This window comes from Methylobacterium cerastii, from assembly GCF_022179125.1.
GTDB classification, from domain to species: domain Bacteria; phylum Pseudomonadota; class Alphaproteobacteria; order Rhizobiales; family Beijerinckiaceae; genus Methylobacterium; species Methylobacterium cerastii.
Genome location: NZ_BPQG01000047.1, coordinates 25,173 through 51,621, shown reverse-complemented (window position 1 = coordinate 51,621; position 26,449 = coordinate 25,173). Strand labels below are relative to the sequence as shown.

Here is a 26,449-nt window from a genome sequence, read left to right as displayed (position 1 = left end):
GGAAGGCACCGCCGACGGCGACGCCGATGGCCAGGAAGGCCACGGAGAGGAGTGCACGCATGGAGGAAGGCCTGACGACGAGGTCGGCAAAGCCCTCTCCCCCACCGAAGTCGGGCCTGCCCGATTTCGGCAGGTAGGTTCGGATCTCGGGCAAGCCCGAGATCCACGCGGGGCGAGGGGATGCGCGCAAAGCGAACCGCCAGTACCGGCATGCGCGAATCCTGTCGCCCCGCGCACCGTCACGGCCCCCGAGCGCACTTCGGACCCAGGCCGCCGGCGATCGCCCTCAACGCTCCAGCGCGGCCGGGTTCACGAGGTTCCGCGGGCGCTCGCCCGCCAGGATGCGCAGCATCTCCTCGGCGGCGCCCAGGCCCATGGCGCGCAGGCTCGTGGCGGTGGTGCCGGCCACGTGCGGCGTCAGCAGCAGGTTCGGGCAGGCGTGGAGCGGGTGGTCGGGCGCCAGCGGCTGGTGCTCGAACACATCGAGCGCCGCGCCGCCGAGCCGGCCCGCGTTCAGGGCCGCCGCCACCGCGTCGGTGACGACGATCGGCCCGCGGGCGACGTTGATCAGCACCGCGCCCGGGCGCATCCGCCCGATCAGCGCCGCGTCGACCAGCCCCCGCGTCGCATCCGTCAGGGGGCAGGCGATCACCACCGCGTCGCTCTCCGAGAACAGCGTCGCGACGTCCACCGGCTCGACGAGGCCGCCATGGTCCGAGGCGGTCCGCGACGAACCGAGCACGCGCAGGCCGAAGCCGTGGCGGGCGATCCCGGCGACGCGGCGGCCGATCTCGCCCATCCCGAGGATGCCGAGGGTGGAGCCGCCGACCTCGGCGAGGTCGTTGGCGCGGGTCTTGGCCGCGAGCCAGCCGTCCCGGCGCAGGCCGGCATCGAGGTCGGCGAGCCGCCGCCGCAGGGCGAACAGGGCGGAGAAGACGTACTCGGCCACCGCGCCGGTGTTGCTGCCGGGCAGGTTCGCCACGGGAATCCCGCGGGCGGTGGCGGCCTCCAGCGGCACGAAGTCCAGCCCGACCCCGTGGCGGACGATGCCGCGGAGGTTCGGGGCGTGGTCGAGGATGTCGTCGGGCAGCTGCGCGCGCACGATCATCCCGGCGGCGTCGGGGGCGAGCGCCCGCAGCGTCGCCGCGGCGGTGTCGGGGGCGACGACGACGCGGGCATGGGGCGCCAGCATCGCGACCGCGTCGGCGTGGATCGGGTTGGTCAGGAGGACGAGGGGCAAGGGGGCGATGGACGGAGGGGTCAAGGAAGCGCCTTTCTCACCGGGTGCGAACGCGCCGTATGCGGACCTCAGCCGGTGAAGCGCGCCAGCGTCACCGCCGTGTCGCCGTAAGTCCGCCGTTCGAGCTCGGAGAACCCTGGGGGCAGGGCGACGACGGCGCTGGCGACCTCCTCGACCACCACCAGGGCGTCCTGCGTCAGCCAGCCGCCCTCGGCGGCCGCGGTGAGCGCCGCCGGCGCGAGGTCGCGACCGTAGGGCGGATCGCAGAACACCAGGGAGAAGCGCCCAGTGGTACCGGAGGGGCCGAGCTTGGTCGCGTCGCGCCGAAACAGCCGGGTGCGCCCTTCGGCGCCGAACTGCTCGATGTTCTCACGGATCACGCCGCGCGCCTCAGCCCCCTCGTCGACCAGGAGCGCGTAGGCCGCGCCGCGCGACAACGCCTCGAAGCTCAGGGCGCCGGTGCCGGCGAACAGGTCGAGGATGCGGGCGCCCGGCACCGCGTCGTCGTAGGCGTGGGCCAGCACGTTGAACAGGGCCTCGCGAAGGCGGTCCGTGGTCGGGCGGATCGCGTCGGAGCGCGGGGTGGCGAGGCGCCGGCCGCGCCAATCCCCGCCGACGATCCTCACCGCCCGCCGCGGCCGGGCGGACGACCACCACCGGGCCGGCCGCCGAACCCGCCGGATGGCTTCCCGCCGAACCCTCCGGGCTTGCCCCCGAACCCGCCGGGCTTGCTGCCTGCCGGACGACCGGCCCCGCCGCCGGGCCGGCCCTGGCCGCCCTTGAAGCCGCCTTCGCTGCGCGGCTTGAAGCTGCCCTCGACGCGGCCCTTGTAGCCGGTCTCGCGCTCACCGCCGGGCTTGCCACCGAACCCGCCGGATGGCTTTCCCCCAAACCCGCCGGACGGCTTGCCCCCAAACCCGCCGGACGGCTTGCCCCCAAACCCGCCGGGCTTGCCCCCGAACCCGCCGGATGGCTTGCCGCCGAACCCACCGGAATTGCCCTCGAAACTTCTCGGCTGGCCGGCCGGCTTCTTGCCCTGGTAGCCGCGTCCCTCCGGGCGGGCGCCCTCGGTGCGGCCGCCGTCGCGGCGCTCGCCCTGGTAGCCGCGGGCCTCGCGCGGACGCTCGTTCGCATCCTGCCCGCGGAACCCCGTGCCGCGGTCGCTGCGCGGCGGGCCGCGGTCGGCGCCCTCGTTGAAGCGCGGCGTGTAGGGCCGGTCCGGGCGGGCGCCCGCGTCGCGGTCGTCCCGGCGGCGCTGCGGCTTGGCGCCGTTCTCGTCGCGGGCGTAGCGGCGCTGCGGCGCCGCCTCCTCGGCAGGCGCAGGGCTCGCCGACAGGCGCTCGACCAGCACGCGCCGGTCGCCGGTGTTGATCGCGCCGACGCGCTCGCGCCCGCGGCTCTCCGCGGCGGCGGCCCGCTCGGCCTTCGGGTCGGCGCCGCGGCGCGGCACCTTGGAGGGCCGGAAGCCCTCCGGGTTGTCGGATTCGTCGGCCCGCCAGACCGAACGGCGCGGGCCCGCGCCCATGCCGCCGGTCGGCACGCGGGCCGGCGTCGCCGCACGCATGGGACGCGCGCCGCCGGAGGGCGCACGGCCGCGGGGGGCCTCGTCCCGGCGCGGCCGCTCGGCCTGCGCCTCCTTCTTCGGCGCGCCGAAGGGTGCGATCGGCTCGCGCACCGGGCTCTCGAAGTCGACGCCGGCCTGCGCGGACAGGCCCTTGCCGAGCTGCTCCTTGAGCACCTTGGTCTTGATCTCCTCGGTCAGCCCGACCTCGAGGTCGCCGAGCTGGAACGGCCCGAACGACAGCCGGATCAGCCGGTTCACCGAGAGGCCGAGATGCTCGAGGATGCGCTTGACCTCGCGGTTCTTGCCCTCGCGCAGGCCGAGCGTCAGCCAGACGTTGTCGCCGGTGGCGCGGTCGAGGGTCGCCTCGACCGGCCCGTATTCCATCCCGTCGATGGTCACGCCCTTGCGGAGCTGGTCGAGCTCCATCTGGGTGATGTCGCCGAAGGCGCGGACGCGGTAGCGGCGCAGCCAACCGGTGTCGGGGTGGGCGATCACCTTGGCGAGGCCGCCGTCGTTGGTGAGCAGCAGCAGGCCTTCGGTGTTGATGTCGAGGCGGCCGATCGCGACGACGCGCGGCATCTCCTCGGGCATCACCTCGAACACGGTCTGGCGGCCTTCCGGGTCGCGGGCCGTGGTGACGAGGCCCCGCGGCTTGTGGAAGATCCAGAGCCGGGTGCGCTCGCGCGTCGGCAGCGGCTCGCCGTCGACGGTGATGGCGTCCGAATCGGTGACGTTGATCGCCGGCGTGTCGAGGACGCGGCCGTTCAGGGTGATGCGGCCTTCGGCGATCATCGCCTCGACGTCGCGGCGCGAGGCGATGCCGGCCCGCGCGATCGCCTTGGCGATGCGCTCGCCCTCGTAGGTCTCGGGCGCGGCAGGTTCTGCCTTCGCGGCGGTCTCGGCCTTCGGAGCGGCCTCGACGGCGACCGTCTCCGGCGCGTCGTCGAAGTCCGCGTCCGCATGGGTTTCGACGGGAGCCGAATCGACGGGAGACATGGCGGCGGGGGCCAGGTCGATGGGAGCCGAATCGACAGGAGCCAAGTCGGCGGGGGCCGCGTCGACCGAGGCTGGGTCGAGGGAGGCCGGATCGGCCGGCGCCGGCACGGCCGCAGCCGGGCGGCGACGCAATGGGGCGTCGCCGCCGCGCTCCTTCGGGGCCTTGGCGGCCTTCGTCGGCGCCTTGGCCGACTCCTTGGCCGCATCCTTCGTCGCGTCCTTGGCCGGACGCTCGTTGGCGTGGCGGTCCTTCGGCCGGGCGCGGGCCACGCGCTCGCGCGGCGCCTCGTCGTCGGCGGAGCGGACGTTGGCGTCGGTGGCCGGGCTCCAAGGCTCCGGTGACGAAGCCGCCGGGCTCGAAGCCTCTTGGCTCGAAGGCTCTTGGCTCGAAGGCTCGTGCGAGGCGGGTTCCTGCTGCGAGGCCTTGTCCCGCGCGGCGGCCGTGCGGCGTGCGGGCCGTGCCTTCGCCGGAGTCTCGGGGGCCTGCGTGGTGTCGGTCCCGCGAACGGGCTCGTCCGCGGAGGGGGTGGTCGGATTGTCGCTCATCGCCAAGCCCATAACAGAGCCGGCTCCGCCACGCGAGACGGATCGTCGCCAGGGCACGGCGATCACTTGAAGCCGCGTTCGGCGGCTTCAGGGCGCGAAGAGCGCCCCGCGGAGCGAAAGCCTGAGCCCGCGAAGGCGGGCGCCGGCGATTGAGGCCGAAGACAATCAGGGCCAGCGCTGTCGAGCGATGGCCTTGTCGCTCAGGGGCGGCCCGCGAGGAGGCCGAGCCCGAAGCCGACGAAGATCGCGCCGGTGGCACGGTCGAACAGGCGCCGGAGGGCGGGCCTGGCGAGATGGCGCGCGAGGTGCCGGCCGCCGAGCGCGTAGGCCGCGTACCAGAAGCCTTCCGCGGCGGCGAAGGTCGCGACCAGGATCGCGAGCTGCAGCCCCTGGTCGACGGTGGGATCGATGAATTGCGGCAGGAACGCCGCCGCGAACAGCAGCAGCTTCGGGTTGCTCACGCCGATCAGGAAGCCGCCCCGGAACAGGCGGGCGGCCGACGGCGCCACCGGGTCCGCGCCGACCTCGACCGCGCCGCCGACTCCGCGCCAGGCCTGGATCCCGAGGAGGATCAGGTATGCGACGCCGGCATAGCGCAGCCACGCGAACAGGTTCGGCGAGGCGGCCAGCACCGCCCCGAGCCCCGTCGCCGAGGCGCAGAGCACCAGCACCACGGCCGAAAGGCACCCGGCCATGGCGAACAGGCTGGCACCGAACCCGAAGCGGAGGCTGCGCGTCATCACGTGCAGCATGTTCGGGCCAGGCGTGCCGGACAGCAGGAAGACGGCGCCGAGGAAGAGCGCCCAGGTGTGGGGATTCATGGGTAGGGGGCCATTGGGGACGATCGCGGTGGCGCGACCGCGATCCTAAGGCTTGGCGCAGCGCAACGCACCCCCGAACGCGAAAGGGGCGGTCCTTGTCAGACCACCCCTCTCACGACGCAGAACAAATCCGGCCCGTCAGAGCCTCGGCGCACGCCCGCGCATCACGCCGAACACGGCGGAGATCAAGAATAGGGCGATGGCCACGAAGAACACGATCTTGGCCGCCGCCATCGCCGTCCCGGCGATGCCGCCGAAACCGAGGAGCGCCGCGACCAACGCGACCACGAGAAAGGTGATGGCCCAACCGATCATGCAGACCTCCTCAAAACGAATTCTTCAATGCAGGGCTGATGGGGCCCCGACCCGGACCCGATCTCCGGGTCCGGGTCGGGACAATTGCATCCGCGGCTCGCTTACTTCTGTCGCTTACTTGCCGACGGCAGACTTCACGTCGCCCTTGACGCCTTCGGCCTTGCCCTTGGCCTCCTGCGCAACGCCGTCGGCCTTCAGGTTCGCGTTGTCGGTCGCGTTGCCGATGCCCTGCTTGGCCTTGCCGATCGCCTCGTTGGCCGCGCCCTTGATCTTGTCGGTGGTGCTGCTCATCGCCGGCTCCTCGTCCTGAATGCGGCCTTGCCGCGCTGGGGGAGAAACGGCGGAAGGCGGATTAATGTTCCGCCGATTAACATTGACCTGTGTTGGGGGCGGCGGCGCGCTTCCCGGCGGCGGCGGCGACCGCTAGGAACGTCGTCGTGCCCGACTCGATCCCTCCCGCGAAAACGCGCCTCGCCGCGAACACGACGTCGTTCGCCGGCCGGCCGGGCGAGACGCCGTTCGACCTCGCCTTCGCGGCGGCGCGCCGTGCGGCGGAGGCCGGCGAGGTGCCGGTCGGCGCGGTGGTCGTGCGCGACGACGTGGTGCTCGCGGTGGCGCACAACCGGCCCCGCGCGCTGCGCGATCCGACGGCGCATGCCGAGATCCTGGCCATCCGCACCGCCTGCGCCGCGCTGGGCGACGAAAGGCTGTCGGGCTGCGACCTCTACGTCACCCTGGAGCCGTGCCCGATGTGCGCGGGCGCGATCGGCTTCGCGCGGATCCGGCGGCTCTATTACGGGGCGGCCGACCCCAAGGGCGGCGGTGTCGAGAACGGTGCGCGCGTGTTCAACCAGCCGACCTGCCACCACGCGCCGGACGTGTATGGGGGCTTTCGCGAGGACGAGGCGGCGCAGATGCTGCGCGACTTCTTCCGCGCGCGGCGCGACTGATCCATCGCGCGGCGCGAACCGCCCCGCGTGCCCGACGTTGCCGGCTCGCACAGCCCGGAGGCCGCATCCATGACGCCGACCTATTATCGCGCCCTGATCGTCGGGGCCGGCTCGGGCTTGAGTGCGGCGCTCGCCCGGCAACTCGCCGCCGACGGGCTGCGGGTCGGCCTGGCGGCGCGCAACGTCGAAAAACTCGACGCGCTGGCCCGCGAGACCGGTGCGTCGGTCCACGCCTGCGACGCGAGTCGGCCGGCCGAGGTCGAGGCGCTGTTCGCCGCGATCGAGCCGGCGCTCGGCGGAGCGCCGGACGTGGTGGTCTACAACGCCAGCGGACGCGTGCGCGGCGGCATCGCCGAGCTCGATCCGGAAGCCGCCGCGCAGGCGCTCGCGGTCTCGGCCTTCGGCGGCTTCCTGGTGGCGCAGGCCGCCGCCAAGCGGATGCTGCCCGCCCGCCACGGCGCCATCCTGCTCACCGGGGCCTCGGCGAGCGTGAAGGGATTCGCCGGCTCCTCGGCCTTCGCGATGGGCAAATTCGCCCTGCGCGGCCTGGCCCAGAGCCTCGCGCGCGAATTGCAGCCGCAGGGCATCCACGTCGCGCACTTCGTCATCGATGGCGCGATCCGGAATCCGGCCCGCGCGCCCGAGGCGCCGGACGCGCCCGACAGCCACCTCGACCCGGAGGCCATCGCCCGCAGCTACCGCGACGTGCTGCGCCAGGACCGCAGCGCCTGGACCCAGGAGCTGGAGCTGCGCCCCTGGGTCGAGCGGTACTGAGAGGCGATGGGTTCTGAGGGGGTGGCTCCGCGCGGACCGGTGATCAGGCCGGGTCGGGCCGGGCGGCGATCGCCTCGATCTCGACGAGGTAGCCGTGATGCAGGCCCGGCACCGGCACCACCGCGCGGGCGGGGCGGGCCTCGCCGAACGCCTCGGCATAGATCCGGTCGAAGGCCGGCCAGTTCTCGACTCCGACGAGGTAGGCGGTGACCTTGAGCACGCGCTCCGGCCCGCATCCGGCCTCGCCGAGGATGGCGAGCACGTTGGCGAGCGCCTGCCGCGCCTGCTCCTCGAACGGGCGATCGAAGGTGTGGCTGCCGTCGGGGCGAGGCCCGAGCTGGCCCGAGACGAAGACGAGGTCGCGCCACGCGGTGGCTTGCGCGTAATGGCCGGCGGGCTCCGGTACGGCCTTCGTCGCGATGCGTTCGATCGGATGCGTCTTGGCGATTGGATGCGTCTTGGCGATTGGATGCGTCATGGAAAAGGTCACCAGCCGGCGATGCGGGGCCACGTGGCCGAGACGCGCCCGGACGCGTCGAGCACGTGGTAGCAGGCGTGCTGCGCCGCCGTGGCGCAGGCATGGTTGGGCAGGATGCGCAGGCGTGCGCCCAAGGCAAGCTCCGGCAGCGCCGCCCTCGACCCGGGGCGGAGGGCGACGATGCCGTGCTCCTGGTTGGCGTCGCGCACGATCAGGTCCGGGTAGGGGCGCCCCGCGGGATCGCAGACGATGCCGTAGCCCTGGTCCACGGCCTGGCGCGCGGTGCCGCGGTCGCGCGACAGGGCCATCCATCCGGCATCCACGATGATCCAACCCTTGGCCGCCTGGTGGCCGATCACGGTGGCGAGCACCGACAGGGCGATGTCGTCGGCGCCGCAACTGCCGACGCCCGCCTGGAACAGGTCGCCGAACATGAACACGCCGGCCCGCACCTCGGTGACGCCGTCGAGATCCCCGGCGAACCGCGCGGTCGGCGTCGAGCCGACGCTGACCACGGGGCAGGGGAGGCCGGCCGCGCGCAGGTGCCCGGCCGCCGCGACGGCCGCCGCGCGCTCGGCCTCGGCCGCCGCCGCGATTCGCTCGGGGTCGTCGAGGCCGTAGCTGTCGCCGGCATGCAGCAGCACCCCGCGCAGCTCGGCGCCGCCGTCGACGAGGATGCGGCCGATGGCGACGAGCGTGCCGGCGTCGTCCGGGGCGACGCCGGAGCGGTGCCCGTCGGCGTCGACCTCGATGAGGCAGGGCAGGGAGGCGCAGGAGGGGGCGCAGGAGGGATCGCGGTTGGCCGCCACCCAGGCCGCGACGGCCTCGGCCTGCGCGACGCTGTCGAGGATGATCGCAAGGTCGGCCCCGAATTGCCGGCGGATGCCGCCGACCCGGTCGAGCTTCTGCGGCGCGATGCCGACGCCGTAGGTCAGGTCGGTGACGCCGCCCTCGGCGAAGTAGGCGGCCTCGCGGAGCGTCGAGACCATGGCCGGACCGTGCGGGCCGGTCATCGCGCGCCGCGCGACGGCGAGCGACTTCGCGGTCTTGAGGTGAGGCCGGAACGCGACGCCGAGGCCGGAAAGCCGCTCGCGCATCCGCGCGACGTTGGCGGTCAGGCGCGCCTCGTCGAGGAGCAGGCAGGGGGTGTCGAGGGCGGCGAGCGAATCCGCGGCGACGTCGGCGACGGCCATCGCACTCTCCCTTTCCGGTTGCATCGAGCGCCTTCTAGAGCGGCATCCGATCAGGTTGGATCATAAGCGTCGTATCCCGCGGCGGCGAGGTAGCTCCGGCATTCGTCTGGTTTGAAGGCAGCGAAGGCGTTTTTGATGGCGTCCCAGAGGTCGGCAACGGTGCGCTTTGCAGCCGATCGGAGCATTGCCTTGAGCTTGGCAAAGGCCATCTCGATCGGGTTGAGGTCGGGGCTGTAGAGCGGCAGGTAGAGCAGCCGTGCACCGGCGGCCTCCACGGCCTCGCGCACGCCTTTGACCTTGTGGGCCGGGAGGTTGTCGAGGATGACGGTGTCGCCTTGCCGCAGCGCCGGGGCCAGGGTTTCGACGACGTAGGCACGGAAGCGTTCGCCGTTCGTGGCCCCATCGAGGAGCGCGGTCGCGATCAGGCCGCTGGTGCGCAGGGCGGCCGTGACGGTGGTGGTCTTCCAATGTCCGAACGGTGCGGCGACCCGGCAACGCGCGCCGCGCGGGGCGCGTCCGTAGCGGCGGACCATACTGGTGTTGGCCGCGGTCTCATCCAGGAATACGAGAGCGTCCGGGTCGAGGTCGAGTTGCCCCTCGAACCACGCCGCGCGGGCGGCCTTCACGTCCTCCCGATCCTGCTCGGTCGCGTGGCCGGTGTTTTTTTTCGCGTGATGCCGTGACGCTTGAAGAAGCGCGACAGGCTGCTCCTCCCGACCCACAGGCCGTGCTCCGCCAGCTTCTCCTGTAGCTCCGTCAGGAAGATCTCGGGCTTGGCCTCGTAGGTCGAAACGATCAGGTCGGCCTGCGCTTCAATCGTCTGCGAGCGCTGATCCCCGCCCATCGGTTTGGGTGCGATCCGCCCTTCTTGCGCGAAGCTCTCGTACCAGCGGATCGCGCTGGTCGGGCTTACGCCGAACCGCTTGGCCGCCTGACGGCGCGACGCGCCTTCCTCGACGGCGGCCACGACACGCTCGCGCAGATCGACGGATAGGGCAGATGGCATGCGGCTCTCCTGCGAAAGCCACGCAGGGAATCACATCAAACCCCGACCGGTAAACCCCGGTGATTCAGCCCGGTCGGATGCCGCTCTAGGTGTTTGGTCCCGGCATATGGTGTGACGGGTCGAGCCTGAAGCGTTCGGGCTCTATCGTCCAGGTCTGGCAGATAAATTCGTAGGGCGTGAAGCCTCGCAGGGTCTTCAAGCGGCGGCCGTAATTGTAGGCCTCCACGAACAATTGCAGGTGACGACGCAGCTCGTCGTAGTCGGCGTAATGGTAGCGTTTGACCGTGGCATCCTTGATGGTCCGGTTCATCCGCTCGACCTGGCCGTTCGTCCACGGGCAGCGTGGTTTGGTCAGGCGATGCTCGATCTTGGTCTGCTCGCAGGCCCATTCGAACGAGTGCCAGCGGTACAGGCGCGGCTCATCGCGCTCGGCCCAATAGGCCGCCACCTTGGCCTCGGCCTCCGCGTTCACCGGCTTGTTGTCGGTGAACTGAATGCCATTGTCGGTCAGGACCGTGTGGATCGTGTAGGGCACGGCTGCGACCAGATCGCGTAGAAAGGCTGCCGCGATCCGCTGGGTCGCCTTCTCGTGAAGTTGGACGAAGACGAACTTGCTCGTGCGGTCGATGGCAACGTACAGGTGGAGCTTGCCTTGTTCGGTGCTGACCTGTGCGATGTCGATGTGGAAGTAGCCGATCGGGTAGGCTTTGAAGCGCGAACGCTTGGGCTTGTCGCCGTCGACGTCCGGCAGACGACTGATGCCGTGACGCTGCAGACAGCGGTGCAGCGACGAGCGGGTCAGGTGTGGGATGCTGGGCTGGAGCGCGTAGAGGCAGTCATCCAGTGGCAGCAGGGTGTGCCGGCGAAAGGCGACGATGACCGCCTCGTGCTCCAGGCTCAGCACCGTGGAGTGAGGTTCCTTCGGTCCCATCCGCGCATCGGTGCTGGTCGGACGTGAACGCCACTTCTGCACCGTGGTCGGACTGATCCCGTAGCGCTTCGCGGCGGCTCTCACGCTCTCTTTACGAGCTTGGATTGCCCGACGGACCGTCTCAGTCGTTGTGGCGCTGCCGTGGAGAACCTGTCCCATAGCGCGTTCCTCCATGTGGCATCAAATGTATCACCACACGGCGGGACCAAACATCTAGGCAGAGGCCGGGCGCGGGGCTAGGTCTACGCGAAGACGGCGCCCATGAACGCGGCCGAAGTTCGGAGAAACGCCATGACCGACGCGAACGCCGTCATCCTCCGCGACTTCGGCGGCCCCGAGGCGATGCGGCTCGAGCCGGTCCAGCTGCCGCCGCCGGGGCCGGGCAGCGTGCTGCTGCGCCAGACCGCGATCGGCTTCAACTTCATCGACGTCTACCAGCGCAAGGGCGCCTACCCGCTGCCGCTGCCGACCGGGCTCGGCCACGAGGCCGCCGGGCGGATCGAGGCGCTGGGCGAGGGCGTCGCGGGCTTCCGGGTCGGCGACCGGGTCGCGACCATGAACGCCGGCCTCGGCGCCTACGCCGACCGGCGGATCGTGCCGGCCGACAAGCTGGTGGCCATCCCCGACGCCGTCTCGGACGATGACGCCGCCGCCCTGCTGTTCAAGGGGATGACCGCGCAGTACCTGCTCCGGCGCACCCACGCGGTGCAGCCGGGCGAGATGGTGCTGGTCCACGCAGCCGCCGGCGGCGTCGGGCAGATCCTGTGCCGCTGGGCGAAGGCGCTCGGCGCCGTCGTCGTCGGCACCGCCGGCTCGGCGGAGAAGTGCGCGGTGGCGCGCGAGACCGGCTGCGACGTGGCGATCGACTATTCGCAAGCGGGCTGGCCCGAGGCTTTGCTCGCCGCCACCGGCGGGCGCAAGGCGCGGGTCGTCTACGATTCGGTCGGCCGCGACACCTTCCTGCACTCCCTCGACCTCGCCGCGCCCTTCGGCCTCGTGGTGCTCTACGGCGCCGCCTCCGGCCCGGCGCCGGCGATCGAGCCGGAACTCCTGAACAAGAAGGGCTGCCTGTTCCTCACCCGCCCCTCGGTCTTCCCGCACAACGCCGACGCCACGACCCTGCGGGCCAACGCCGCCGAAGTTTTTGCCGCCATCGCCTCCGGGGCGATCGTCTCGCGCATCGGGGCGCGGTTCCCCTTGGCGGACGTCGCCGAGGCGCATCGCGCGGCGGAGGCGCGGGCGACGACGGGGGCGATCCTGCTGGTCCCGTGAGACGCTTCAGGTCGCCCGCACCACGACCTCGACGAGGTTCGGCCCGCCCGAGGCGATCCCGGCCTCGATCGCCGCCGCGATGTCGCCCGCCCGGGTCACGCGCCGCGCCGGCACCCCCATCGAGGCGGCGAGCGCCGGGAAGTCGATCCGCGGGTCGGTGAGGTCCATGGCGATGAAGCGGTTGGCGCGCGCCGAGGCGTAGTGCGTCTGCGACTTCATGTAGTTCTTCAGGATGTTGTACTCGGCGTTGTTGATGACGACGAACGTCACCGGCAAATTCTCGTGCGCGGCGGTCCACAGGGCCTGGGGCGAGTACATCGCCGCCCCGTCGCCGACGACGCAGACCACCGGCGCGCGGTCGAGGCCGAGCGAGGTGCCGACCGAGGCCGGCATGCCCCAGCCGAGCACGCCGCCGCGCATCGAGGCGTATTGGTGCGTCCGCTCGCTGTGCAGGAAGGTGCGCAGGTGCGCCATCGTCGCCGGCGCCTCATCGACGATGGCGGTGTCGGCCCCCACCGCGCGGGCGATCTCGCGGGCCGCCACCAGCGGCGCGATCACCGGGTCGGCGAAGGCGGCGTCGGCCGCTTCCATCAGTCTTTCGCGTCGGACGGCGTAGTTCCGGGCGGCCGCGACCCGCAGGGCGGCGTAGGCGTCGGCGCGGCCAGCGAGGCGCGGCTTCAGAAGCGGCAGCAGCGCGTCGAGGGAGGCGCGGACGTCGCCGACCATCGACAGCGTGGTCTCGTAGGTGCGCCCGAGGTCGCGCACGTCCGCCGAGAGCTGGAACACCTGCGTGCCGGCCGGCACCGCCGAGCCCTCGGTGTAGAGCACGGTGATCAGCGACTTGCCGCCGAGGGCGAACACAGCGTCGTAGGCGCCGAGGATCTTCGCGATCTCGGTCGCCTTGGTCGGCAGGCTCCCGGCCCAGAGCGGGTGGGCGGTGGGGAAGGGGATGTGGGCCGGCCAGGACGAGCCGTAGACCGGCGCGCCGAGGAGGTCGGCGAGCGCCACGGCCTGGCTGGACGCGTCGCTGGCGTCGATCTCGTCCCCGGCGATGAGGGCGAGGCGCCCCGGCGCCACCGCGGCGAGATGGTCGGCCAGCCGGTCCAGCGAGCCCGCCACGGCGCAGCGGTCGATGGTCGAGACGCCGCCGGCGGGCGCCTGGGTCATCGCCTCCATCACGTCCATCGGCAGCGACAGGAAAACCGGGCCGGAGGGGGCGGCCGAGCAATCGTGGAAGGCGCGCCGCAGCAGGGTCGGCAGCTGGTCGGCGTTCGTCACCTCGCGCGCCCACTTCACGGCGGGGGTGGCGAGGCTGACGAGGTCGCCGAACAGCAGCGGGTCGGTGATCGCGTGCCGCGAATCCTGCTGGCCGGCCGTCACCACCAGCGGCGTGCCGGAGACGTGGGCGTTGATCAGGTTGCCGAAGCCGTGGCCGAGGCCGCCGGCGGTGTGGAGGTTGAGGAAGGCGGGCCGACGCGCGGCGTGCGCGTAGCCGTCGGCCATCGCCACCGCGCTCGCCTCCTGCAACGCCAGCACGTAGGCGATGTCGGGGGTGTCGGTGAGCGCATCGATCAGCGGCAGCTCGGTGGTGCCGGGATTGCCGAAGATGTAGCGCACGCCCTCGGAGCGCAGCACCTCGAGCAGCACCATCGCCCCGCGGCGGCTGCCCAGAGACTCCACATTGGTGATCGCCATCGCCGTCCCCTCCGTCGCGCCACCGAGGCTACGCCAACGGTGGGACGGGGCAACCGCGCGGCGCGCGTCGGACGGCCGAGTCCGCGTTATACCAGACCTCGATGAGCCCGACTCATCGAGGTCTCGCCCCCGCGACTGCGGGGCGGCGGCAATCCGCCGGACGTCATGGGTCCTGACCCATGAGACTTAGTATTACACGGCCGAGTTCGCGTCACACGGCCAAGCCCGCTTCACACCGCCAAGTGGGCCACGACCACCGAGGCTGCGCGCATCGCCCCGCGCGAGGCGTCGGTCGCGTAGCGGATCGCGTGGCGCGCGACGCGGTTGCGCACCCGGCGGGCCGCCCAGGGCAGGGTCGTCTCGGTGGCCAGCGCGCGGGCGTAGAGGCTGGATTCCAGGCTCGCGGCGTCGCAGGCGACCTTGACCGGGTCGGCATAGAACGCGGCGACCTTGTCGGCGCCCATCCCCGGCGTCGCGAGCCAGCCCGGCAGGTGCGCCTCGGCGAGCTGGCGCACGTCGGTCAGCACCTTGCCGATCCCGGTGCCGGGAATCGGGCAGGCGGTCTGGAACGCGTCGCCGACGAGGACGAGCCCGTCGCGCACGTGGCCTTCGGCCCGCATCAGGTCGATCGGGCGAACCTCGACCGCGCCCGCGATCGCGAGGTCCGGGCAATGGGCGGCGAGCCCCGGCATCAGCGTGCGCAGGGCGCCCTCCGGGTCGGCGCGGAGCGCCTTCGTCCAGGGGGCGTTCGGCTGGTGGTAGCAGAACAGGTTCGCCCGCATGGTCTCGCCGAGGGGGAACAGCGTGAGGTAGGCGTCGCCGCCGCCGAAGCGCTCGGAGAAGTAGGTCATCGCCGGGAACGGGAAGGCGGAACGCGGCGCGGCCATGTCGAAGCCCGCGGCCAGGGAGTGTCGCTCGCCGATCACGCGCCGTGAGATCCCGGCCTTGCGGCGCAGCACGTCGCCGAGGCCGGTGGCCAGCACGACGAGCCGGCCTTCGAACCGGCGCCCGTCGGCGAGCGTGACAACCTGCCGGTCCGGGCCGAGGTCGAGGTCGGCGACCCGGCCGACGGTGAGCAGCCCGGCGGGCAGGGCGGCGCGCAGGGCGTTGATCAGGTCGGGATAGGCGGCGCCGTATTCGGTGGTCCGCTCCCAGTGGGCGAGGCGGCCGAAGCGGACGACCCGGACGGAATCGGTCCGGGTCGTGCAGCCGCGGGTGGCGTCGCCGAAGCCGAGCGCCTCGAACAGCGTCATCTGCGCCGAGCCGTACTTCTCCGCACGGAAATCGTGCGGGTGGACGGCGTGGGCGTCGATCAGCGCCACGCTGCGGCCCTGGCTGGCGAGGCGGCCGGCGAGGCAGGTTCCGGCCAGGCCGGCGCCGATCACCACGACGTCGAAGCAGTCTGTTTGAGCAGGCATCATCGAAGACATCCGTCCGGCAGCCAGCGTCTTCGCGACGCCCGCACGGTAGAGATGGCAGACTCCATCCCGAAAAAAGGTCTTTGCGTAGTCCTCCGCGATCAACGAAACGTGCACGGTCTGAAAAATTCGGAAACATTCTACCCTAGGTAGAATGTATTCATTATCTCGAACAATGAGAGCTTGTGACCTACGCTCGGTTCTCACCACCATCGCGCAAGTGCCTGACGAAGTCCTGCGCGAAGGCCGGAAGTCCCTCGAAGCTGCGGAGGCACAGGGTCAAGGCGCGGGTCGCCCAGGGCTCGACCAGCGGCACGACGGCGATGTCGAGGCCGCGCGCCACCCGCCGGGCCATGCTCTCGGGCACGATGCCGACCCCGACGCGGGCTTCGACGAGGCGGCAGACGGCGTCGAAGCCCCGCAGCTGCACCCGCAGGCGCATCGGGCGCCCGACGCGGGCCGCCTTGTCGGCGAGGAAGCGCGTGAGCGCGCTCGCCCGGTCGAGGCCGACGAGGTCGTGCGCCAGGACCTCGCCGAAGGAGACGGTCTCGCGCTCGGCCAGGGCGTGGCCGCGGGCCGCCACGAGCACGAACCGGTCCTTCCGGAACGGAAACGTCTGCAGGGTGCCGGTGTCGACCGTGCCCGACAGGATGCCGAGGTCGGCCTGCCCGTCGGCGACGAGGCCGACGATCTCGTCCGAGGTGTGCTCGTCGATCTCGACGCTGACGCCGGGGTTCCTTGTCAGGTAGGCGGCGAGCGCATCGGGCAGGAATTCGGTGAGCGCGTTGGTGTTGGCCAGGACCCGGATCTGCCCGACGGTGCCGCCGGAATAGGCCGAGAGCTCGCCCTGCATCCGCTCGATGCCGGCGATCAGCCCGCGGGCATGGGCCAGCAGCGTCCGCCCGGCCGGGGTCGGGACCACACCGAGGCGGCTGCGGGTGAGGAGGGCCGCGCCGAGCGAGGTCTCCATCGCCCGGATGCGCGTCGAGGCGGCGGCGAGCGCGAGGTTCGCCCGCGCAGCCCCGTGGGTGATCGAGCCGGCCTCGACCACGTGACGGAAGAGGGTGAGGTCGGGCAGGTCGAAGCGCATCATCGCAGGACGCCTCCTTGTTCGCCGGGCGCGAAGCCGCCCTGTGCGAATCCCTGGGCCGAGCCTGCGCGACGGGCGACCGCGGTCCACATCCTTCGCCGTTCGCGAAGGCACCGTCAAAGGATGCCGTATTGCGAACCGTTCCAATCCGGCCCCTAAACGAGCCTGGAACCGAACGCGGCGGAGCAAAGCAACATGGGAGGCGAGACGACGATCCTGGCGACCGCCGGCCTGCTCGTGCTCTGCATGGGGCTGTGGGCGACGGCGCTGCTGCCCGAGATCGTCACCGCGCTCCTGTTCTTCGCGCTCGCGATGCTGCTCAAGCTCGGCGCGGCGGCGACGGTGTTCTCGGGCTTCGCGTCGTCGGCCTTCTGGCTGGTGATGTCGGGGATGGTGGTCGGCCTCGCGATGACCCGGACCGGCCTCGGCGCGCGCCTGGCGCAGGGCCTGAGCGGCCGGCTCTCGGGCTCCTATGCGCGCTTCATCGCCGGGCTCGTGGGGTTCAGCTTCCTTCTCGCCTTCGTGATGCCGTCGAACCTCGGGCGCATCGCCCTGATGATCCCGGTGACGCTGTCGCTCTGCGACGCGTTCGGGCTGGCGCCCGGTCGCAAGGGCCGGGTCGGCGCGGTGATGGCGATCGGGCTCGCGACCCCGATCCTGTCGGCGGCGATCCTGCCGGCCAACGTCCCGAACCTCGTGATGGCCGGCGCCGCCGAGCGGCTCCAGGGGCTGCACCTCACCTACCTGCCCTATCTCTGGCTGCACGCGCCGGTGCTCGCGCTGGTCAAGGGCGCGCTCCTCGTCCTGCTGCTCGTAAAACTGTTCCCCGACCGGCTCGAGGCCGAGGCCGCGGCCCTGCCGGCGTTGCCGCCGGCCTCGCCCGCCGAGCGCCGCCTCGCGGCGATCCTCGTCGGCACCCTGGTCCTGTGGACCACCGACGGGCTGCACGGGATCGCCCCGGCCTGGGTCGGGCTCTCGGCCGCGGTGATCTGCCTGATGCCGCGGGTCGGCGTGCTGCCGGCGGAGGCGTTCACGCAAGTCTCCCTGCGCACCTGCTTCTACATCGCCGCCCTCCTCGGCCTCGTCGCGCTGGTCAACGAGACCGGCCTGGGCGAGCGCCTCGGCCACGCCTTGCTGGCGGTCGCGCCCCTCAGCCCCGGCGCCCCGGTCCAGAATTTCGCCGTGCTCGTCGGCATCGCGACGGCGCTCGCCCTGGTCGTCACCGCCAACGGCGCGCCCGCGCTCTACACGGCGCTGGCCGGCGAGATGGCGAAGGCCAGCGGTTGGCCGTTGCTCGACGTGGTGATGGTGCAGGTGGTCGGCTACGCGACCCTGTTCTTCCCCTACCAGGCGCCGCCCATCGTGTTCGCGCGCGAGCTGGGCGGGGTGTCCCTCGCGGACGCGACGCGGGCGACCTTCGCCTACGGCATCGCCGGGCTGCTGGTCGCCGCACCCCTCGACTACCTGTGGTGGCGACTGATCGGACGGCTGCCATGACAAGGCAGCCTATCGCGAAAGCAGAGCCCCCGGGACAGCAATGGGAAGGCGATATCCCGGCGGAATCGTCAACACCGCCCCGCCATGCCGCATTGCGGCGAAACGCCTGGACCTCTAGCGCTACAGATTAGAGACGGTCCAATTCGAAGCCCATTCCGAGAACGACACGAGGCCCCCCGCACGATGGCACCCACCGCACGCCCCACCGTGGCCCAGCCGCTCTCGCCGCACCTCCAGATCTACCGCTGGACCTGGACGATGGCGATGTCGGTGTTCCACCGCGTCACCGGCACCGCCCTCTACGGCGGCACCGCGCTCGTCGCGATCTGGCTCGTGGCGCTCGCCTCCGGCCCGGCGGCCTACGCCTGGGTGGCGTGGTTCTTCGGGTCCTGGATCGGGCGGATCGTGCTGTTCGCCTACACCTGGATCCTGCTGCACCACATGCTGGGCGGTCTGCGCCACTTCGTGTGGGACGCCGGCTACGGCTTCGACCGCGACAAGCGCATGGCGCTGGCCCGCGCCACCCTGATCGGTTCGACGACGCTGACGGTCGTCGTCTGGGCCGTCGCCCTTCTGGCGCGCTGAGGAGTTCCCGCCATGGCCAAGGCCAAGATCCTTCAGAACCCGCAGGTCTCGATCCGCACCCCCCGCGCCCGCGTCCGCGGCCTCGGCGTCGCCCACCACGGCGTCGGGCATTGGTGGATGCAGCGCCTGACCGCCGCCGCCAACGCGCCGCTGATGCTCGCCTTCGTGGTGATCATCGCCCTGATGGCCGGCCGACCGTATCCAGAGGCGGTGGCCCTGGTGTCGCACCCCTTCGTCGCGATCGTCCTGATCCTGGCCGTGACCTCGGTCGCGATCCACATGCGTCTGGGGATGCAGGTGATCATCGAGGATTACATCCACAGCCCGGGGCTGAAGATCGCCGCGGTGTTCGCCAACAACTTCTACGCGGTCGTCGTGGCCGTGGCTTGCCTCTACGCCATCCTGCGCGTGGGGCTCGGCCGCCTCGTCTGACCTGCTTCCCGCGATCTTGAAGGAGCCTTCCATGGCCGCCAACGGACAGAACGGGCAGGGACCCGCCTATTCCATCACCGACCACACCTTCGACGTCGTCGTCGTCGGCGCGGGCGGCGCAGGGCTTCGCGCCACCGTCGGCTGCTCGCAGGCCGGCTTGCGCACCGCCTGCATCACCAAGGTGTTCCCGACCCGCTCGCACACCGTAGCGGCGCAGGGCGGCATCTCGGCCTCGCTCGGCAACATGGGGCCGGACGACTGGCGCTGGCACATGTACGACACCGTGAAGGGCTCGGACTGGCTCGGCGACCAGGACGCGATCGAGTACCTGGTGCGCAACGCCCCGGCGGCCGTGTACGAGCTCGAGCACTGGGGCGTGCCGTTCTCCCGCACGGAGGAGGGCAAGATCTACCAGCGGCCGTTCGGCGGCATGACCACCGATTACGGCAAGGGCACCGCCCAGCGCACCTGCGCGGCCGCCGACCGCACGGGGCACGCGATGCTCCATACCCTCTACGGGCAGGCGGTGAAGAACCAGACCAACTTCTTCATCGAGTACTTCGCCCTCGACCTGATCATGGACGACGAGGGTCGCTGCCGCGGCGTCGTCGCCATGGACCAGGCCACCGGCGAGATCCACCGCTTCCGCGCGCAGATGGTGATCCTCGCCACCGGCGGGTACGGCCGCTCCTACTTCTCGGCGACGTCCGCCCACACCTGCACCGGCGACGGCAACGCCATGGTGTTGCGCGCCGGCCTGCCGCTGCAGGACATGGAGTTCGTGCAGTTCCACCCCACCGGCATCTACGGCGCCGGCTGCCTGATCACCGAGGGCGCCCGCGGCGAGGGCGGCTACCTCACCAACTCCGAGGGCGAGCGCTTCATGGAGCGCTACGCGCCGTCGGCGAAGGACCTCGCCTCGCGCGACGTGGTCTCGCGCTCGATGACCATGGAGATCCGGGCCGGCCGCGGCGTCGGCAAGGGCGGCGACCACATCTTCCTGCACCTCGACCACCTCGACCCGGCGATCCTGCACCAGCGCCTGCCGGGCATCTCGGAATCGGCCAAGATCTTCGCCGGCGTCGACGTCACCAAGGAGCCGATCCCGGTGCTGCCGACGGTGCACTACAACATGGGCGGCATCCCGACGAACTATCACGGCGAGGTGCTGACGCTGCGCGACGGCAACCCCGACACCGTGGTGCCCGGCCTGATGGCGATCGGCGAGGCGGCCTGCGTCTCGGTGCACGGCGCCAACCGCCTCGGCTCGAACTCGCTGATCGACCTCGTGGTGTTCGGCCGCGCGGCGGGCCAACGCTGCGCCGAGATCGTCGAGCCGAACGGCCGGCCGATGGACCTCGCCAAGGACTCGGCCGACAAGGCGCTCACCCGCCTCGACCGCTTCCGCTACGCCGACGGCGGCACGCCGACCGCGGACCTGCGGCTCGAGATGCAGAAGACGATGCAGAACAACTGCGCCGTGTTCCGCACCGGCGAGGTGCTGGAGGAGGGCAAGGGCCTGATCCACAAGGTCTGGAGCGCGTCGGCCGACATCCGCATCACCGACCGGTCGCTCGTCTGGAACACCGACCTCCTGGAGACCCTGGAGTTCGACAACCTGATCGGCCAGGCGGTCGTCACGATGGAATCGGCCGCCAACCGCGAAGAATCGCGCGGCGCGCATGCCCGCGAGGACTTCCCCGACCGCAACGACAAGGAGTGGATGAAGCACACCCTGTCGTGGCTGGACGAGAGCGCCCACCGGGTGAACATCGACTACCGCCCGGTCCACACCTACACGATGTCGAACGAGATCCAGTACATCGAGCCGAAGGCGCGCGTTTACTAAGCTGCGCTTCGGAAAGCCGATCGGCGAGGCCGCGCCCTCGATGCGTCTTGCCGATCGTTGCTTCGATCGACTCTAGCGGAAGCCAACGACAGCCATGGCCGAATTCTCCCTCCCCAAGAACTCCCAGATCACCGAGGGCAAGTCCTGGCCCGCGACGACGGGGGCCAAGAACCTCAAGGAGTTCCGCGTCTACCGCTGGAACCCGGACGACGGGAAGAACCCGCGGATCGACACCTACCAGGTCGATCGCGACGATTGTGGGCCGATGGTGCTCGACGCCCTCCTGTGGATCAAGAACAAGGTCGACTCGACGCTGGTGTTCCGCCGCTCCTGCCGCGAGGGCATCTGCGGCTCCTGCGCCATGAACATCGAAGGCCAGAACGCGCTCGCCTGCACCATGGGCATCGACGAGTGCCAGGAGCACGCCAAGGGCCGGAAGACCGCCGCGGTGAAGATCTATCCGCTGCCGCACATGCCGGTGCTGAAGGACCTCGTTCCCGACCTGACGAACTTCTACGCCCAGCACGCCTCGGTCGAGCCCTGGCTCAAGACCGACACCCTGGCGCCCGAGAAGGAATGGCCGCAAACCCCGGAGGACCGGGCCAAGCTCGACGGACTGTACGAGTGCATCCTGTGCGCCTGCTGCACCACCTCGTGCCCGAGCTACTGGTGGAACGGCGAGAAGTTCTTGGGGCCTGCCGCGCTGCTGCAGGCCTACCGCTGGCTGATCGACAGCCGCGACGAGAACACCGGCGACCGCCTGGACGCGCTGCACGACCCGTTCAAGCTCTATCGCTGCCACACGATCATGAACTGCGCCAACACCTGCCCGAAGAACCTGAACCCGGCCAAAGCCATCGCCGAGATCAAGAAGATGATGGTCGAGCGCACGGTCTGATCCGGCGGGGCGCGGCACTGAGGCCGCCCCGCCACACTCGCCCCGAAAAGCCCCGTGCGCGGGCACTCGGGTGGGCGTTCCCCGATCCCCCGCCTTGCGGCCATCGCATTTGCCCCCGACGCAAGGACCCGCAAGGGGCGCCGCACGCGCGCCGGGGAAGCCGAGACCGATGCCGCGCCAGTACCGTTCGACGATCGCCCTCCTCGCGCTGGCCGCGGGTCTCGGCGCCTGCTCGTCGCAGCGCTTCGACGGACCTCGCGTCCGCGCGCCGGCACAGCAGGCCGCCATCGACAACATCGCGCCGGCGATGCGCTCGGGCGCCGTGACCTCCGCGCCGCTCGCGCCGCCGCCGGGGGCCTCGGCCGCGCCGGACGGGGCGCCGATCGGCGCGCAGGCCTCGATCGCCCCGCCGCCGGCCTCCAACGTCATCCCCGAGCCGGTGGTCGCGCCGCCGCCTGCCCCGCCGGTGGTGGCGAGCGGGCGCGCCTCGGTGGTCGGCGCCTGGGACGCCAAGGATGCGACCGGGGCGAGCTGCAAGGTGACGCTGTCCAGCGCGCCGGCGCTCGACCTCTACAAGGCCTCCGCCGCGGGCTGCCCGAACAAGGATCTGGCCAAGGTCACGGCCTGGGATTTCCGGGACGGCGAGGTCTACCTGTACCAGCAGGGCGGCACGGTGGCCGCGCGCCTGCGCCAGGGCGGCGGCGCCCTCGACGGCGCGCTGACCAAGTCCGGTGCCTCCCTCGCGCTGGTGCGCTGAGGGCTTACACCAAGTCTCACGGGTCAGGACCGATGAGGTCCGGCGGATTGCCGCCGCCCCGTAGTCGCGGCGGCCGGACCGCGACGAGTCGCGCTCACCGAGGTCCGGTATCGGCCGCGTGTGGGGCTACGGGCTCACCCGCAGCCCGAGCAGGAAGGTGTTGTCGGAGAAGCTCGCCGTCGCCACCGAGCTGTTGATCTCCTGGTAGAGATAGGTGCCGCGCAGCGTCAGCCAGCGGTTGAAGCGGTAATCGAGCCGGGCGGTCGCCGAGAAGCCGGTCTCGCGGATCGAGACCCCCTGGTAGTCGTTGTGCAGGTAGGCGCCGCCGACGATGATCGAGAGGTTGCGCAGGAGGTCGTGCTGCACCTCCAGCGTCGCCGTCTGGGTGCGGATGCCGCTGGAGCCGGGGACCGTCGTCTCGGTGACGCCGGCCTGCGCGTTGAGGCGCACGGTGGTGAGGGGGCTCGCCGCCCAGATCAGGGCGGCGGCCAGGATGGGCGCGTCGAGGCCGCGCAAGGCTGGGTCGACGTAGGTGCGGTGCTGCAGGCCGCCCGAGATCTCGCCGCTGATCGAGCGGGTGAAGTTCAGGGTCGCGCCGACCGAGGCGGCGATGCCGTCCGAGTCGCGGCGCAGGCCGCTGGCGTCGCGGCGCAGGTCGTAGACCCGGGTGTCGGCGAGCAGCTCGACGAAGGGGCTGATCTCCGGCGACACCTCGTAGGCCGTGCGCAGGCGCATGCTGTACTGGTTCTGGTTGCGGTCGGCCTGGCTGATCACGGTGCCGTCGGACAGCCGCGCATCCTCGAACTCGGAGCGGTCGACCGAGCCGCGCAGGGACACGGACAGCCGGTTGAAGGTCTCCGTCGCGCCGAGCGAGCCGCCATAGGTCGCCACGATCGGCCGGTTGGTCGCCGTCACGGCCTGGAGGTTGGGGCTGCCGGTGCGCTGGGTGTCGACGAGGAAGCGGGTCTCGGCGTCGATCCGCAGGTCGCGGTTGGCGTCGATCCGCAGGCGCACGGTGCCGGCCGCGTTCGGGCGGCTCGCCACCTCGTTCTGCGGGGTCTCGAGGTAACCGGCGCGCAGCTCGCCCGCGAGTTCGCTCCGCGACCAGTCGGAGCGGAAGTTCAGCTCGCCCTCGCTCCTCAGCGCCACCGAGCCCTTGGCGAGGGAGGGCGTCGTCTGGTCCGGGTTGCTGTCGTAGCCGAGGCTCTGGGTGAAGGAGGGCAGCACCGTGAAGCTGCCGAGCTTCAGCCCGAGCGGCGCGTAGGCGTCGTCGGTGGCGAGCGGCCGCCGCAGGCTGTTGGCCAGCAGCGCGCCCGGCGTGAGGACGCCGCTCAGCGGATTGATCAGCGGCAGCCCCGCCCCTTGCGGCCGCGGTGCCTCCGGCGGCAGGGGCACGCCGACGACCGGGTTCTGGATCACCGGCGACAGCCGCAGGGACGGCGGCGGGATCTGGGTGACGTCCTGGGTCAAGCGCCGCGTCGCCGTCCCCTGGCGCCGGGGCGGTGCCGCGCGCTGGCGCAGCAGGCTGATCGGCGCGCGGTTGTTGGCGCCCGAGGTGGCGCCGCCGGTGCGGCTGCCGGAGGAGCGGACGCGCGTGTCGAAGGTCGAGGCGCCGGCCTCGGCGCCGGTCGGCCCGGACAGGCTGGCGCCGCCCGAGGTGAGGCCGCCGGAGGATTCGCCGCCGGACGTCTCGCCGGACGTGCCGTTGCCGAGGCGGGGCGGACCGTCCATGGGGCGGCGGCGCAAGGTCGGCAATCCGTCCTGGCCGGGCTCCTGGCCGATGCCGGGGTTGTCGGGCTGGCCGCCGACGGGACTGAGGGATTCGAAGCGCGCGCCTTGCGCCTGCGCCGCGCCGGGCAGGGTCGCGAGCGCCGCCGGGAGGCCGGCGAGCAGAAGTGCGAGGCCGCAGGCACGGCCTGCCTCCCGTCGCGCATGCCCGTCGCCTTCCACCCCCAGCACCGGATCCCGACTCCCCTGGCTGGGCGCGCGAGGATCGCCGCACCGCTTCCGCATGGTTAACGAAGGCTAGCCGGGCGTAGTTAATGCGGCGTCAACGGCGGATGGGGGCGGACCCGCGACGCCGATGGATCGGCGCGTGCGGCGGGTCTATAAGCGGACGATCATGTCCGCCCCCGCGCCCGTCCGCCGTCTCGACCCGGTCCTCGTCGACCGCATCGCCGCGGGCGAGGTGGTCGAGCGGCCGGCTTCCGCCGTCAAGGAGCTCGTGGAGAACGCGATCGACGCCGGCGCCCGCTCGGTCGCGGTGACGATCGAGGCCGGCGGCCGGCGGCTGATCCGGGTGGTCGACGACGGCGCCGGCATGTCGGCGGACGACCTCGTCCTGGCCGTCGAGCGCCACGCCACCTCGAAGTTGCCGGGCGGCGACCTCACGCGGATCGACACGCTGGGCTTCCGCGGCGAGGCGCTGCCCTCGATCGGCGCGGTCTCGCGGCTGTCGATCACCACGCGCACGGCGGAGGCCGAATCCGGCGCGGCCCTCGTCGTCGAGGCGGGCCTGCGCGGCGCGGTGCGGCCGGCGCCGGCCGCACGCGGCACCCGGATCGAGGTGACCGACCTGTTCTCTGCGACGCCGGCGCGGCTGAAGTTCCTGAAGTCGGACCGCGCCGAGAGCGCGGCGGTCTCCGACATCCTGCGCCGGCTCGCCGTGGCGCAGCCTGCGATCCGCTTCACGCTGACGAGCGAGGGCGGCACGCCGCTGGTGCTGCCGGCGCTCGCCGGCGCCGGGCCGGACGACCCGGCGGCCAACCTCGCCCGGCTGGCGCAGGTGCTGGGGTCGGACTTTTCCGAGAACGCCCTGCCGGTGGCGATGGCGCGCGAGGGCTTCTCGCTCACCGGCCATGTCGGGCTGCCGACCTTCCATCGCGGGGCGGCCAACCACATCCATTTCACGGTGAACGGCCGTCCCGTCCGCGACCGACTGCTGCTCGGCGCGGTGCGCGGCGCCTACGCCGACACCCTGCGCTCCGACCGGCATCCGGTGCTCGGGCTGGCGATCGCCTGCGAGCCCGGCCTCGTCGACGTCAACGTCCACCCGGCCAAGACCGAAGTGCGGTTCCGCGATCCGGGGCTGGTGCGGGCGCTCGTCGTCAGCGCGATCCACGAGGCCTTGCGCCGGGGCGGGGTGCGGGCCTCGACCGGCGTCGCCGCCCGCACCCTCGACGCCCTACGCCCCTCCGGCGGGCTTCCGCTCACGCAGCATGCCCTGACGCAGCATGCCCTGACTCAACATGGCGGGGCGGCGAGCCCGAGCCTGTTCCAGGCCGCCCGAACCGGCGCGTTCCGGCCCGGCATCCCGTCGGTCGCGGCGCCGTCCGGCTTCCACCGGCCCGCGTCGGACCCGGCCTACGGGTTCGGCGAGGCGGCGCAGGCGGCGTTCGAGCCGGCCAGCGACTTGTCGGACCCGATGGCCGGCTTGGCGGAACCGACGGCCGACCTGGCGCCGCCGGCCGCCGACCTGCGCAGCCTCGACGCGGCCGAGGACGCCCTCGACCACCCGCTGGGCGCCGCGCGGGCGCAGCTGCACGAGACCTACATCGTCGCCCAGACCCGCGACGGCGTGGTGATCGTCGATCAGCACGCGGCGCACGAGCGCCTGGTCTACGAGCGGATGAAGCGCGAGCGCGCGTCGGGCGGCATCCTGCGGCAGGGCCTGCTGATCCCCGACGTGATCGAGATGGCGCCCGAGGCCGCCGAGCGGCTGGCCGCGGCGGCCCCCGAACTCGAACGGCTCGGCCTGACGCTGGAAGGCTTCGGCCCCGGCGCGGTGCTGGTGCGCGCCGTGCCGGCGGCGCTCGCCGGCGCCTCGGTGCGCGACCTCGTCGCCGACATCCTCGACGCGCTCGACGCCAGCGGGGTGGAGGAGGGCGGCGCCGGCGCCCTGGAGGACGGCCCCCTCGGGCGCCGCCTCGACGCGGTGCTCTCGCGGATGAGCTGCCACGGCTCGATCCGCGCCGGCCGCCGCCTGCGCCCGGAGGAGATGAACGCGCTCTTACGCGCCATGGAGGCGACGCCGAATTCCGGCCAGTGCAACCACGGCCGCCCGACCTACGTCGCGCTCGGCCGCCACGACATCGAGCGGCTGTTCGGGCGGCGCTGAGCGGGGCGGCGCAGGGTCGATCGCG

Annotated in this window: 24 protein-coding genes; 10 read left to right on the top strand and 14 right to left on the bottom strand. The window is 72.0% G+C overall.

The window, feature by feature from the left end:
• Window positions 1-286: 286 nt before the first annotated feature.
• The 6 genes from MFF13_RS15750 to MFF13_RS15725 all read right to left on the bottom strand — a co-directional run bounded on the left by MFF13_RS15750 (window position 287) and on the right by MFF13_RS15725 (window position 5,773).
• Window positions 287-1,264 (bottom strand): NAD(P)-dependent oxidoreductase, encoded by a 978-nt coding sequence (locus MFF13_RS15750; protein WP_238272510.1) that lies wholly within the window; start codon window positions 1,262-1,264, stop codon window positions 287-289.
• Window positions 1,265-1,308: 44 nt separating this feature from the next.
• A complete protein-coding gene (rsmD, locus tag MFF13_RS15745; RefSeq protein WP_147754310.1) occupies window positions 1,309-1,866 on the bottom strand; it encodes a 16S rRNA (guanine(966)-N(2))-methyltransferase RsmD in 558 nt (185 codons plus the stop codon).
• On the bottom strand, window positions 1,863-3,800 hold the full coding sequence (locus MFF13_RS15740) for a pseudouridine synthase (RefSeq protein WP_444543555.1): 1,938 nt from the start codon (window positions 3,798-3,800) through the stop codon (window positions 1,863-1,865). The genes rsmD and MFF13_RS15740 overlap by 4 nt, the downstream gene beginning before the upstream one ends.
• Before the next feature lie 746 nt (window positions 3,801-4,546).
• Window positions 4,547-5,167: a LysE family translocator gene (locus tag MFF13_RS15735; protein ID WP_147829066.1), complete on the bottom strand. Its 621-nt coding sequence runs from the start codon at window positions 5,165-5,167 to the stop codon at window positions 4,547-4,549.
• Window positions 5,168-5,305: 138 nt separating this feature from the next.
• Entirely contained in the window at window positions 5,306-5,482 is a 177-nt protein-coding gene (locus MFF13_RS15730) for a DUF1328 domain-containing protein (RefSeq protein ID WP_147754530.1), read from the bottom strand.
• 114 nt (window positions 5,483-5,596) lie between these two features.
• Window positions 5,597-5,773 (bottom strand): CsbD family protein, encoded by a 177-nt coding sequence (locus tag MFF13_RS15725; RefSeq protein ID WP_147762876.1) that lies wholly within the window; start codon window positions 5,771-5,773, stop codon window positions 5,597-5,599.
• A gap of 146 nt (window positions 5,774-5,919) precedes the next feature.
• Here MFF13_RS15725 and MFF13_RS15720 point away from each other — a divergent pair, with 146 nt between their 5' ends.
• Both MFF13_RS15720 and MFF13_RS15715 read left to right on the top strand, forming a co-directional pair.
• Window positions 5,920-6,432 carry a nucleoside deaminase gene (locus MFF13_RS15720; RefSeq protein WP_283205826.1) on the top strand — a complete coding sequence of 171 codons (513 nt, stop codon included), beginning with the start codon at window positions 5,920-5,922 and terminating at the stop codon, window positions 6,430-6,432.
• A gap of 69 nt (window positions 6,433-6,501) precedes the next feature.
• A complete protein-coding gene (locus tag MFF13_RS15715) occupies window positions 6,502-7,206 on the top strand; it encodes an SDR family NAD(P)-dependent oxidoreductase (RefSeq protein ID WP_147829064.1) in 705 nt (234 codons plus the stop codon).
• 43 nt (window positions 7,207-7,249) lie between these two features.
• On the opposite strand, the gene MFF13_RS15710 is transcribed toward MFF13_RS15715, so the two are convergent.
• The 4 genes from MFF13_RS15710 to MFF13_RS15695 form a co-directional block, all read right to left on the bottom strand.
• Window positions 7,250-7,684 (bottom strand): RidA family protein, encoded by a 435-nt coding sequence (locus tag MFF13_RS15710; RefSeq protein ID WP_147754534.1) that lies wholly within the window; start codon window positions 7,682-7,684, stop codon window positions 7,250-7,252.
• A gap of 8 nt (window positions 7,685-7,692) precedes the next feature.
• Complete coding sequence (locus MFF13_RS15705) at window positions 7,693-8,877, bottom strand: alanine racemase (RefSeq protein ID WP_238272508.1); 1,185 nt, start codon at window positions 8,875-8,877, stop codon at window positions 7,693-7,695.
• 50 nt (window positions 8,878-8,927) lie between these two features.
• Window positions 8,928-9,883, bottom strand: a protein-coding gene (locus tag MFF13_RS15700; protein ID WP_238272507.1) for an IS630 family transposase whose coding sequence is annotated in 2 segments (ribosomal slippage) — window positions 8,928-9,547 and window positions 9,547-9,883 — 957 coding nt in all. Because the reading frame shifts where the segments join, the coding sequence is not laid out codon by codon here.
• A gap of 85 nt (window positions 9,884-9,968) precedes the next feature.
• Window positions 9,969-10,973 carry an IS481 family transposase gene (locus tag MFF13_RS15695; protein ID WP_238272506.1) on the bottom strand — a complete coding sequence of 335 codons (1,005 nt, stop codon included), beginning with the start codon at window positions 10,971-10,973 and terminating at the stop codon, window positions 9,969-9,971.
• 132 nt (window positions 10,974-11,105) lie between these two features.
• On the opposite strand from MFF13_RS15695, the gene MFF13_RS15690 reads away from it, so the two are divergent.
• On the top strand, window positions 11,106-12,086 hold the full coding sequence (locus MFF13_RS15690) for a quinone oxidoreductase family protein (RefSeq protein ID WP_147829061.1): 981 nt from the start codon (window positions 11,106-11,108) through the stop codon (window positions 12,084-12,086).
• Window positions 12,087-12,092: 6 nt separating this feature from the next.
• Here the strand turns inward: MFF13_RS15690 and MFF13_RS15685 are convergent, their stop codons facing one another.
• The 3 genes from MFF13_RS15685 to MFF13_RS15675 all read right to left on the bottom strand — a co-directional run bounded on the left by MFF13_RS15685 (window position 12,093) and on the right by MFF13_RS15675 (window position 16,292).
• Entirely contained in the window at window positions 12,093-13,781 is a 1,689-nt protein-coding gene (locus tag MFF13_RS15685) for a thiamine pyrophosphate-binding protein (protein WP_147762882.1), read from the bottom strand.
• 230 nt (window positions 13,782-14,011) lie between these two features.
• Window positions 14,012-15,202: an FAD-dependent oxidoreductase gene (locus MFF13_RS15680; RefSeq protein WP_147829059.1), complete on the bottom strand. Its 1,191-nt coding sequence runs from the start codon at window positions 15,200-15,202 to the stop codon at window positions 14,012-14,014.
• A gap of 187 nt (window positions 15,203-15,389) precedes the next feature.
• Window positions 15,390-16,292 (bottom strand): LysR substrate-binding domain-containing protein, encoded by a 903-nt coding sequence (locus tag MFF13_RS15675; protein WP_187275236.1) that lies wholly within the window; start codon window positions 16,290-16,292, stop codon window positions 15,390-15,392.
• A gap of 192 nt (window positions 16,293-16,484) precedes the next feature.
• Between MFF13_RS15675 and MFF13_RS15670 the strand changes: the two genes are divergently transcribed.
• The 6 genes from MFF13_RS15670 to MFF13_RS15645 all read left to right on the top strand — a co-directional run bounded on the left by MFF13_RS15670 (window position 16,485) and on the right by MFF13_RS15645 (window position 22,307).
• Window positions 16,485-17,786, top strand: a complete 1,302-nt coding sequence (locus MFF13_RS15670) for an SLC13 family permease (protein ID WP_238272505.1) — start codon at window positions 16,485-16,487, stop codon at window positions 17,784-17,786.
• A 183-nt stretch (window positions 17,787-17,969) separates the two neighbouring features.
• Window positions 17,970-18,371, top strand: coding sequence for a succinate dehydrogenase, cytochrome b556 subunit (sdhC, locus tag MFF13_RS15665; RefSeq protein ID WP_147762884.1), 402 nt, complete (start codon window positions 17,970-17,972; stop codon window positions 18,369-18,371).
• A gap of 12 nt (window positions 18,372-18,383) precedes the next feature.
• Window positions 18,384-18,803 carry a succinate dehydrogenase, hydrophobic membrane anchor protein gene (sdhD, locus tag MFF13_RS15660; protein ID WP_147753924.1) on the top strand — a complete coding sequence of 140 codons (420 nt, stop codon included), beginning with the start codon at window positions 18,384-18,386 and terminating at the stop codon, window positions 18,801-18,803.
• Between the two features lie 31 nt (window positions 18,804-18,834).
• Window positions 18,835-20,652 carry a succinate dehydrogenase flavoprotein subunit gene (sdhA, locus tag MFF13_RS15655; RefSeq protein WP_147753923.1) on the top strand — a complete coding sequence of 606 codons (1,818 nt, stop codon included), beginning with the start codon at window positions 18,835-18,837 and terminating at the stop codon, window positions 20,650-20,652.
• A 94-nt stretch (window positions 20,653-20,746) separates the two neighbouring features.
• The gene (locus MFF13_RS15650) at window positions 20,747-21,550 is read left to right on the top strand and encodes a succinate dehydrogenase iron-sulfur subunit (protein ID WP_147753922.1); all 804 of its coding nucleotides are present in this window, start codon (window positions 20,747-20,749) and stop codon (window positions 21,548-21,550) included.
• Window positions 21,551-21,719: 169 nt separating this feature from the next.
• A complete protein-coding gene (locus tag MFF13_RS15645) occupies window positions 21,720-22,307 on the top strand; it encodes an AprI/Inh family metalloprotease inhibitor (RefSeq protein WP_238272504.1) in 588 nt (195 codons plus the stop codon).
• A gap of 126 nt (window positions 22,308-22,433) precedes the next feature.
• Here the strand turns inward: MFF13_RS15645 and MFF13_RS15640 are convergent, their stop codons facing one another.
• Complete coding sequence (locus tag MFF13_RS15640) at window positions 22,434-24,266, bottom strand: outer membrane beta-barrel protein (protein WP_238272503.1); 1,833 nt, start codon at window positions 24,264-24,266, stop codon at window positions 22,434-22,436.
• A 163-nt stretch (window positions 24,267-24,429) separates the two neighbouring features.
• On the opposite strand from MFF13_RS15640, the gene mutL reads away from it, so the two are divergent.
• Entirely contained in the window at window positions 24,430-26,424 is a 1,995-nt protein-coding gene (gene mutL / locus MFF13_RS15635; RefSeq protein WP_147829053.1) for a DNA mismatch repair endonuclease MutL, read from the top strand.
• The last annotated feature ends 25 nt before the right edge of the window (window positions 26,425-26,449 follow it).

What these genes read in the sequence shown, in the direction of transcription:
- MFF13_RS15695 (WP_238272506.1), bottom strand. Translation starts at nt 10,973, where the DNA reads ATGGGACAGGTTCTCCACGGCAGCGCCACAACGACTGAGACGGTCCGT.
- sdhD (WP_147753924.1), top strand. Translation starts at nt 18,384, where the DNA reads ATGGCCAAGGCCAAGATCCTTCAGAACCCGCAGGTCTCGATCCGCACC.
- MFF13_RS15685 (WP_147762882.1), bottom strand. Translation starts at nt 13,781, where the DNA reads ATGGCGATCACCAATGTGGAGTCTCTGGGCAGCCGCCGCGGGGCGATG.
- MFF13_RS15675 (WP_187275236.1), bottom strand. Translation starts at nt 16,292, where the DNA reads ATGATGCGCTTCGACCTGCCCGACCTCACCCTCTTCCGTCACGTGGTC.
- MFF13_RS15650 (WP_147753922.1), top strand. Translation starts at nt 20,747, where the DNA reads ATGGCCGAATTCTCCCTCCCCAAGAACTCCCAGATCACCGAGGGCAAG.
- MFF13_RS15740 (WP_444543555.1), bottom strand. Translation starts at nt 3,800, where the DNA reads ATGTCTCCCGTCGATTCGGCTCCCGTCGAAACCCATGCGGACGCGGAC.
- MFF13_RS15670 (WP_238272505.1), top strand. Translation starts at nt 16,485, where the DNA reads ATGGGAGGCGAGACGACGATCCTGGCGACCGCCGGCCTGCTCGTGCTC.
- MFF13_RS15690 (WP_147829061.1), top strand. Translation starts at nt 11,106, where the DNA reads ATGACCGACGCGAACGCCGTCATCCTCCGCGACTTCGGCGGCCCCGAG.
- MFF13_RS15645 (WP_238272504.1), top strand. Translation starts at nt 21,720, where the DNA reads ATGCCGCGCCAGTACCGTTCGACGATCGCCCTCCTCGCGCTGGCCGCG.
- mutL (WP_147829053.1), top strand. Translation starts at nt 24,430, where the DNA reads ATGTCCGCCCCCGCGCCCGTCCGCCGTCTCGACCCGGTCCTCGTCGAC.
- MFF13_RS15725 (WP_147762876.1), bottom strand. Translation starts at nt 5,773, where the DNA reads ATGAGCAGCACCACCGACAAGATCAAGGGCGCGGCCAACGAGGCGATC.
- MFF13_RS15715 (WP_147829064.1), top strand. Translation starts at nt 6,502, where the DNA reads ATGACGCCGACCTATTATCGCGCCCTGATCGTCGGGGCCGGCTCGGGC.
- sdhA (WP_147753923.1), top strand. Translation starts at nt 18,835, where the DNA reads ATGGCCGCCAACGGACAGAACGGGCAGGGACCCGCCTATTCCATCACC.
- MFF13_RS15705 (WP_238272508.1), bottom strand. Translation starts at nt 8,877, where the DNA reads ATGGCCGTCGCCGACGTCGCCGCGGATTCGCTCGCCGCCCTCGACACC.
- sdhC (WP_147762884.1), top strand. Translation starts at nt 17,970, where the DNA reads ATGGCACCCACCGCACGCCCCACCGTGGCCCAGCCGCTCTCGCCGCAC.
- MFF13_RS15730 (WP_147754530.1), bottom strand. Translation starts at nt 5,482, where the DNA reads ATGATCGGTTGGGCCATCACCTTTCTCGTGGTCGCGTTGGTCGCGGCG.
- MFF13_RS15735 (WP_147829066.1), bottom strand. Translation starts at nt 5,167, where the DNA reads ATGAATCCCCACACCTGGGCGCTCTTCCTCGGCGCCGTCTTCCTGCTG.
- MFF13_RS15710 (WP_147754534.1), bottom strand. Translation starts at nt 7,684, where the DNA reads ATGACGCATCCAATCGCCAAGACGCATCCAATCGCCAAGACGCATCCG.
- MFF13_RS15680 (WP_147829059.1), bottom strand. Translation starts at nt 15,202, where the DNA reads ATGATGCCTGCTCAAACAGACTGCTTCGACGTCGTGGTGATCGGCGCC.